This window comes from Methylobacterium sp. E-045, from assembly GCF_022829685.1.
Taxonomy (GTDB): Bacteria; Pseudomonadota; Alphaproteobacteria; order Rhizobiales; family Beijerinckiaceae; genus Methylobacterium.
This window is the reverse complement of sequence record NZ_JAKSYE010000111.1, coordinates 24,780-33,737: the sequence shown is the minus strand read 5'-3', so window position 1 is coordinate 33,737 and position 8,958 is coordinate 24,780. Positions and strand designations below refer to the sequence as shown.

2 protein-coding genes and 2 pseudogenes are annotated in these 8,958 nt (G+C 67.6%); all 4 read right to left on the bottom strand.

The annotated features are described in order from the left end of the window. The coding region (locus tag MKK51_RS21030) for a carbohydrate porin (RefSeq protein WP_243980563.1) at positions 1–732 on the bottom strand (732 nt) is incomplete at its 3' end. A 291-nt stretch (positions 733–1,023) separates the two neighbouring features. Next, positions 1,024–1,313: pseudogene (locus MKK51_RS27635) on the bottom strand (ABC transporter ATP-binding protein); the annotation flags it as partial. Between the two features lie 33 nt (positions 1,314–1,346). Then, positions 1,347–1,649 (bottom strand): annotated as a pseudogene (locus MKK51_RS21025) (transposase); the annotation flags it as partial. An 8-nt stretch (positions 1,650–1,657) separates the two neighbouring features. Beyond that, entirely contained in the window at positions 1,658–8,788 is a 7,131-nt protein-coding gene (locus MKK51_RS21020; protein ID WP_243980561.1) for a beta strand repeat-containing protein, read from the bottom strand. Positions 8,789–8,958 lie beyond the last annotated feature (170 nt).

The following is an 8,958-nucleotide window of genomic DNA, read 5'->3' as shown; positions in this document are numbered from 1 at the left end:
GTCGCTGGGCGAGAGCTTGTAGGCGACGTTGCCGCCCCAGACCGAGTAGAGCGGCGAGGTCACGCCGGCATTGATCTGCAGGATGTCCTGGAAGCAGCTGACGCTCGATTGGCAGGGCGGCAGGGCATAGTAGCGGTTGGGGTGAGTGCGCCCGACCTCGATGGCCAGTTTGTCGTCGAACAGGCGCTGCTCGTAGGTCAGGATCGAAAGCCTGGCGAAGTCGCGGTTATAGGTGGGCTGATAGCCCACCGTGGAATCGCCGATGTCGCCGCCCATGTTGCGGTTGTTCCAGCGCAACCCGAAGAAGGTCTGGGTGAAGTGGAACCAGCCCCCCTTGATGCCGGCGAGCGTGTCGAGATCGGCGTCCAGGCTCAGCAGATAGTAGGTCGAGTTCGACAATTGCCCCGGGCGAAGGCCGGCGCTCGGATTGGAGAAGAAGTATTCGTAGGCGTTGACGTCGAGGCTGAGGCCATGGGCGGCGAGATCCGCGGCGTAGGGTGCCAGCGGGCCATGCCACTTCTCCACGCCGTCGGGCGCGACGCCGATGGCGCTCGCATCGGTGCGCGGGCCGGCCTCTCCGGTAAAGGTCTCGATCGCGCTCGGGGACTGGGCTCTTGCGCTCGTCAGACCGAGCGGCAGTGCGCAAGCGAGGCAGCTTCCCAGCAAAACGCTCCGCAGGCGGCGGCTTCGAGACTGGCTCGGTATCGACGGGGAAGGCACGAAATCGGTCATCAAGGCTCGTCTCTCGCGGGCATGCGGATGCCACCGGCCGCTGCGGGCACGCGTTCGTGAAGTCGAAGGGGGAATAGTGTGCAGGCCGGCACGAGACAAAGCTTGTCTGGCGCAATGTGCCCGCTGTTGTGATTCGGTCTCGAAGCAAAAACGCGCCGCTGCTGAAACAGCTTAGCTTATGAATAAATATGCAATGATATCGAAACAAACGTCAATGAACGGCGTTGCTTTATTTTACAGCCATCTAGGAAGATGTTTTTCTATTGCGGTGGTATTCGGAAATTCGATTGCTCACCCCGTGATACGGGCGGGCGCGGTCCCGAGGCCGAGATAGAACGCCTGATGGCGTCGCGCCCACGGAGTTCGGCGGCGGTGCCCGAGAGGACGCTGCGTCCGTTCTCCAGCACGACCGCCCGGTCCGCATGGCGCAGCGCCACGGTGACGTTCTGTTCGGCCACCAGGATCGTCAATCCCTCGTCGCGGTTGAGGCGCTCGAGGGTGCGGAAGATCTCCGCCGCCACCTGCGGGGCGAGGCCCATGGAGGGTTCGTCGAGGACGAGCAGGCGCGGGCGCGCCACCAGCATGCGGGCGAGCAGGACCCGCTTCTGCACGTGGATGTACGCTTCCTGGATCACCGCGGTCAGCGCCTTCTCGGCCATCCGCCGCGGCTCCATGAAGCCAGGGCAGTACGAGCCCTTGCGCAGCTTCGGGATGCGCGGTTCCACCGTGCCGGCCCGCCTCTGCCAGTCCCGGTCGCGGGAGCCATTGCGCTGGACCAGATGCTCGGCGCTCTTCTCGCCGTGGGCCGCCCCGGTCAGGCCGCCCACCTCCAATTCCATCATCCGCTCGGCCACGAAGCCGATCATCTCGCGCAGCAGATCCGCATCGGCGCTCTTCATGAGGCCGCGCAGGGCCATCCTTGTCCTCACACGTGGAACAGCCCGTGGTCCTGGATGTGGACATTGTCCGCGTTGAGGGCGGTCGGCAGGACGTTCTTGATGAGGATCGTGTCGGTGGCCGAGAGCGTGATCAGGGTGTCGTGACCCGAGGCCGAGATCGCATGACGTGCCTGCAGGTCCGCGAAGCTCGTCGCCTCGGAGGAATCCAGCAGGAGGACGTCGTGCCCGGTCCCTGAGCCGGCATGGAATCCGTTGACAACGTCCTTGCCGAAGCCGGAGGCGAAGACGAAGGTGTCCGCGCCGAAGCCCTTGAACGTATCGGCGACGCCTGCCGTCGAGATCAGGGTCTGGTCGGCCTGATAGGCGGTCTGCTTGTGCGAGTGATCCGCAACCGTGAGGTCCAGGGTCTCGATCTTTCCATCCGACCCGTAGGCGTAGTGATCGGCGACGTAGCTCTTTCCGGTGACGGCAAAGTCGAACACGTCTTTCGACAGGTCGGCGTGGACCTGAACCTCGCGGGTCAGGACGCCCTTGGCGAAGGTGAACGTGTCAGTAGCGCCGTCGGCCTGCGTGACCGTCTGCTTCGTCAGGATGCCGGCCGCGTCGTAGGTGCCGGCCGTCTTCGTACCGGTTTGGGTGTCGAGGCTGTAGGTCGAGTCGAGGCTCTTGTCGGCGTGCGAGCGTGACATGGCGACGAGGGTGCCGGATGCATCGTAGCCGTCATGCTCGGCGACGTAGCTCCGGCCGGTGATGGCGGACAGGTCGACATCCTTCGAGCCATCGGCATGGACATGCGTCTCCCGGGTGAGGACGCCCTTGGTGAAGAGCAGGGTATCGGACAGTTCGCTCCCTCCCGGCGCGTAGCGGATCACTTCGCTCGCCGGGGTTGTGCCGTCGCCGGCATAGGTCGTGACATCGGATTTACCGTCCGACCGGACCACGCTGTGCGTCTTCAGGATTCCGGTGGCACCGTAGCTGTCGGTGGTCTTCGTGCCCGTGGCGGTGTCGAGGCTGTAGGTCGAGTCGAGGCTGCCATCCGCATGGCTACGGACCATGGCGGTGAGCTTGCCGGCCGCATTGTAGCTGTCCTGCTCGGCGACATAGCTCTGGCCGGTGATGCCGAGCTTGAACGCGTCCTTGGAGCGGTCGGCATGGACCTGGACGAGGCCGGACAGGGCGCCGCCGGCCGCGATCGTCACGGTCTGGCCGGTCGAGGCCGCGCCGAGATTGCCCGCCGCATCCTGCGCCCTGGTCGTCAGGACATGCGTCCCCGGGGACAGGATGGAGAGGCCTGTGAAGCTGTAATGCCCCGTCGCATCCGCGCTCGCCGTGGCGAGCAGGGTGGTCCCGTCATAGAGCGAGACCCTGGACCCGGCCTCGGCGGTCCCGGACAGCGCCGGTGTCGGCAGGCTCCCCTTCACGGGCGTGCCGATCTCGAGACCGGGCGCGACCGGTGCGGTCTTGTCGAGGATGTAGGTCACCGCCGCGCTGGTGCCGACCGTGCCGATGGCATCGACGTCCTGGGCGACGAGGCTGTGGGACCCGCTGCCCCTGAGGACGATGTCGGCGCTCCAGCGTCCATCGGCCTTCACGGTGGTGGTGCCGATCACCTTGGCGCCGTCGAGGATGGTCACGATCGTCCCGGCATAGGCGATGCCGACGGTGCCGGCGAGCGTCTGCGCTCCGTGGTTGGTGGCCCCGCCGGTGCTGGTGATCGCCACCGTGGGGACGACCGGGGTCGGCGCGAACGAGATGCCGCGGATGTTGGTGCCCGCATCCGCCGTGACGAGGGTGGTGAAGCTCTCGCCCGCGCCGGAGGTCGCCGCGAGGGTGTCGCGGATGCCGAAGACGTAGGTCTGGTCGACGTCGCCGAGGGTGGCGTTGGTGGCGTAGAGTTCGACCTGGTCGCCGACCACACGTCCCGAGAGGCCGATCAGCCCCGTGGTGCCCTCGCTCGCTCCGCCGGAGACGATGCCGAGCCCGTCGGAGAGGGTGTATTGCAGGACCCATTTCGAGCCCTGGTAGACCCATTTCTGCAGGCCGCCGTCGCCGACTCCCCCCTGCTTCGGCAGGCCGCTATCGGCCACGTAGAGGGTGGTATCGTTGGCGAAGAAGAAGTTCTCCGGGCTGAGATAGACCTTGGTGCCCACCGCGCCGCCATTCACGGTGTTGGTCTGCGCCTCCGTCAGTACCACCGATCCGCCGATCCCGGACAGCGCGGACGGCACCGTGGCCGAGGTCGGCAGTCCGCCGTAGGTCGCCACGTTGGCGGTGCCGCCCGACCCCTGCTTGCTGTCGCGGGAGACGTAGAGTTCGCCATCGTGGATCGCGATGGTGCGGGTGTCGGTGCTGGTGTCGATGGCCGTCGCCGCGGTGCCGCCGTCATGGACGAGGAAGACGCCCTGGGTGGTGTCGCCCTTCTTGCCCTGGCCCGAGATGTAGAAGTCGGTGCCGTCGATGGTGGCGACGCTGCGCGGGTTGTTGGTGTTGTAGACGTTGTAGAGGATGGTGCTGGTGTCGACGCTGCCGTCGGCGCCGATCTTGGCGATCACGCGGCTGACCGGCTCGTAGGCGCCGCCCGCGATGCTCGTGGTCTGGGCGAGGCGGACATCGCCGTACACGCCGGCCCCGCCGGCATTGTAGGTGTCGGCGTCGATGCCGTAGCCGGCGATGACGAGCCAATGTCCGTCCGCCGAGAGCTGCAGCGAGCCCTCGGACGAGGAGCCGTACTCGCCCGAGATCACCGAGTTGGTGACGCCGTTGGTGACGCTGGTGGTCTGGGGCAGGACGAAGCGGCTGACGAGGGTGCCGTCCGTGGTGATCTGCTCCAGGACGATGGGCGAGGCGTTGTTGTCGGTATAGTCGCCGCTGCCGTCGCCGTTGCCGTAGACGCTGAGCACGAGGTTGCCGACGTCGAAGGTCGGCGCCTTGCTGGCGAGGGTGAGGCTCAGGCTCTCGTCGGTGACGGCCGTGTTGCCGGCCGCATCCGTGTCGCTGGCGGTGAGGGTGTGGGTGCCCTCCCCGGCGAGAGTCACGGTGGCGCTCCAATGGCCGTCGCCGCGCACGATTCCCGTGCCCATGAGGTGACCGCTCTCGTAGACCGAGACCGTGGTGCCGGCATCCTCGACCCCGGCCGTTCCGTGGACGACCTGGACCGCCTTGCTGACGCTGCCGCCGTAGCTCGTGAAGTCCACATCCGGCGCGGTGGTGTCGAGGGTGTAGGTCATGGGCGCGGCGCGGCCGGTATTGCCGGCGGCGTCGGTATCGCTGGCGACGACGGTATGTGTCCCGTCGCCCGACAGCGTGATCCGGGTGCTCCAATGGCCATCGCTGCCGACGGTCGCGGTGCCGAGGACGGTGCCGTTCTCGGTGAGGGTGACGAGGGTGCCGGCATCGGCGACGCCGATGCCGCCCGAGATGGTCTGGCTCGCATGGTTGGTCAGGCCGCCGGAGCCGGCGACGGTCACGTCCGGAGCGGTGGTGTCGAGGGTGAAGGTCAGGGCGGCGCTATGGCCGCTGTTGCCGGCGGCGTCGGTGTCATTGGCGATGACGGTATGCGTCCCATCTCCCGACAGCGTGATACCGGCGCTCCAGCGCCCGTCGCCGCCGACCGTGGCGGTGCCGAGCACGCTGCCGTTCTCGGTGAGGGTGATCGTGGTGCCGGCATCGGCGAGTCCGACGCTGCCGGAGACGGTCTGGCTCGCGTGGTTGGTCAGGCCGCCGACGCTCCCGACGGTCACGGCGGGTGCCGTCGTGTCGAAGGTGTAGACGAGGTCGGCGCTATGGCCGGTATTGCCGGCGGCATCGGTATCGCTGGCGACGAGCGTATGAACGCCATCGCCGGTCAGGGTCACGTCCGCGCTCCAGCGCCCGTCGCCGCCGACCGTGGCGGTGCCGAGCACCGCGCCGTTCTCGGTGAGGGTGATCGTGGTGCCGGCATCGGCGATTCCGACACTGCCCGCGATCGTCTGGTGCGCCTGATTGATCAGGCCGCCGGCACCCGCGAGGACGATGGTGGGGGCCGTGGTGTCGAGGGTGAACCGCAGCGGATTGCTGGTGCCGACATTGCCGGCCTGATCGGTGTCGCTGGCGAGCAGCGTGTGGACGCCGTCTCCGGTGAGCGACACGCTGGTGCTCCAGCTGCCGTCGCTCTGCACCGTGGCGGTGCCGACGACCGCGCCGTTCTCGGTGATCGAGACCGCGAGGCCGGCATGGGTCGAATCGACCTCGCCGGAGACGGTCTGGACCGCCGTGTTGGTGAGACCGCCCACGTTGGTGAAGCTTACGCTCGGCGGCGTCGTGTCGAGGGTGTAGGTCAGCTCGGCACTGGAGCCGAGGTTGCCGGCGGCGTCGCTCGCCTCGGCATGGATGCTGTGGGTACCGTTGCCGCTGAAGGTCACGGCGGTCGACCATGCGCCGTCCTGGCCGGCCACGGTGGTGCCGAGGACGGAGCCGCCCTCGTAGAGGGTGATCGTCGCCCCGGCATCGACGGCACCGATCGTGCCGGAGACGGTCTGGGTCGCCTGATTGGTGAGGCCGCCGGTGCTGGCGAAGGTCAGAGCGGGTGCCACGGTATCGACCTGCGGGCCGATGCCCGTCTGGCCGATCGCGCCCGAGAGGTCGAGGGCGACATGGGCCGCGTCCTGCACGCTCGCCCCGTTGTCGACGCCGGTGATCGTGAGCGCGGCGGCGTTCTCGCCGGCCGTCGCCGTATAGGTGAAGACGAGGCTGGTGCCGGTGGAATGCGCGGCGTCGTAGGTCGCCGTGCCGCCGTCGCCGAGATGCAGGACCGGGGCGTCACCCGAGACGGTAACGGCGGCACTGGTGGCGAGGGCGATGGAGACGGTCTGGCCCGCCTTGATCACCCCGCCTGCCGGGCTCGCCGACACGCCGATCACCTGCGCCACGGCTTCGATCGCCACCAGGCTTCCGCCTGCGCCGTCCGAGACCACGCCATAGGCGTATCCCGCAGTGGGCGCGGCACCGGCATCGAGCTGGAGCGTCACGCTCTGGCTGCCGCCGCTGAGCGTCAGGGTATGCGCGGCGTCGTCATAGCGCGCGGCCGTGGCCGTGCCGATGCCGGAGACGTCGATCGTGTCCTCGGCGCCGAACCCGGTGAGGCCGTTGGCGAAGCCGGCGGCGCCGCCCGACCCCGTCAGGGCGGCCTGCTCGATATGGAGGGTCTGGGCGCCGCTGCCGAAGGCGATGGCGCCGCTGCCGGCCCCGCCGGCCGAGGCGATGTCGAGGGTGCCGGCGGAAAGCACGGTCCCGCCGGTATAGGTGTTGGCGCCCGACAGGGTGAGCGTACCGGTGCCGGCCTGGACGAGGCTGCCGCTCCCGCTGATCGCATCCATCACGGTGACGGCATCGGAATGCGCGAAGCTCAGCGTGCCGTTGTCGGTGACGGCGCCGGAGAGCGAACCGGCCGCCGCGACGGTGAGGCTGGCACCGGCCGCGATGGTGATGCCGTTGGCGTAGCCCTGCGCATCCGCGATGGTCCAGGCGCCGCCGTTGACGCTGAGCGTCTCCACATGGACGACGTTCGCCAGCGTGCCGGCGGAGGTGCCCGAGCCGGCGTTGAGGGTGAGAATGTCGTTACCCGCGCCGCCGTCGATGCGACCGGTGACGCTGCCGCCGGTATAGAGGTTGAGGGTGTCGTCGCCGCCTTCCAGGCTGATCGCCCGGCCGGAATTGCCGGTGATCGTGCCGTAATTCGTCAGCGTGTCGGCACCCTCGCCGGTCTGGATTGCGGCGCCGTCGCCGAGGATGAAGCGGGCCGAGCCGGCATTGGCGGCGCTGGTATAGGCGGTGCCGTCGAGGGTGCCGACGGTGTTCGTGTCGGCGGTCTTGCCGTCGCTCAAGGTCACCGTGCCGGTGGGGATCGTGCCGTTGCCGATGATGGTGCCGTAATTGACGATGGTGTCGTTGGTCAGCGCCGCATTGGCGCTGCCGTCTGCGGTCTTGTTCTCGGAGCGGATCGCGTAGCCGGTGTCGCCCTGGATCAGGCCGCCAGCCTGGTTGGTGAGAGACAGGGCGGCCGAGCCGCTGCGGGTCTGGGCGGCATTGGCGGTGTTGCCCACCGTAATGCCGTCGTTTCCACCCTCGATCGTACCGGAATTGACGATCGTGCCGCCGCCGATATCGACGCCTTCCGAGACGTTGGCGCGGCCGCCATTGTTGAAGCCCAGCGAACGGACGCCCTGGATCGTGCCCGCATTGGTGATCGTCGCCGATCCGGCGACATCGATGCCGTCGCCGTCGACGTTCAGCTTGCTGGAGGGGAAGGACGACGTGCCGCCGCTGTAGGTCGCGGCGCCGAGGCCCTTGATCGTGGCGCCGGCCTCGTTCGTGATCGTGGCCGTGCCGCTGGAGACGATGGCGCCAGAATTGTTGCCGGTCAGCACACCGCCCGTACGGTTGGTGACCGTGTAGTTCGCCGCCGTGTCGGTCGCGGCGCTCTTGGTGCCATTGTACGCGACATCGCTGCCGAGCGCGCTCTCGTCGCCGGTGATCGTGCCGGAATTGATGATGGTCGAGCTCTGGCCGATCGAGATGTCGATGGCGTTCTTCGTGGTGTAGAGGTTCGAGGACGGCAGGTCCGACGAGAGTGCGGTGATGGCGCCGGCATTGGTGATCGTGCTGTTGTTGCCGGCACGGATGGCATCGGCATTCGCGGTCTTGATGATGCCCGTCGCAGCATTGCTGATCGTGATGCTGGTATCGCTATAAGACTTGCCGAAGCGCAGGGCCTGGCTGTCGTTGCTCAATCCAGTCGAGACGATCGATCCCGCGTTGTTGACGGTGATCACGGCCTGCTGGAGGTCCGGATCGATCCGGAAGATGTCGGCCTTGTCGTTGGTCCCACCGCTGGAGGAGATGACGCCGCCAGCATCGTTGTTCAGCGTAATCTTCGTGCCGATCCCGCCCGTCGTGCTGGTGACGTCGATGACGCGCTTGGCCGTCGCGCTGATCGTGCCGCTGTTGTTGATCACGATGCCCGCACCGGCCGGCGCGTTCGTCGTGTCCAGGGCGATCGCGGTGGCCGTCGTCTTGAGCGAGCCTGCGGCAGTGACGGTGAGCGTATCGTCCGCACCGGCATTGCCGTCCTTGAGCGTGACGGCCGTGGTGCGCGCAGTCGAGATCGACGTATCGGACATGGCGTATTTCCCCCGGAAGCCCTCGCGATGGGGCTCTTGAGCGTAGTCTTTTCGAGAAATGAGGTCGCAGGACCGCCGCGTCGTCCTGGCCTGTAGCGGCATCGGGACGACGGTTCTGGCAGTATCGGCGTGCAGACAGCGGCAAGAGCGGCCGCGTTACTTCACAAGGT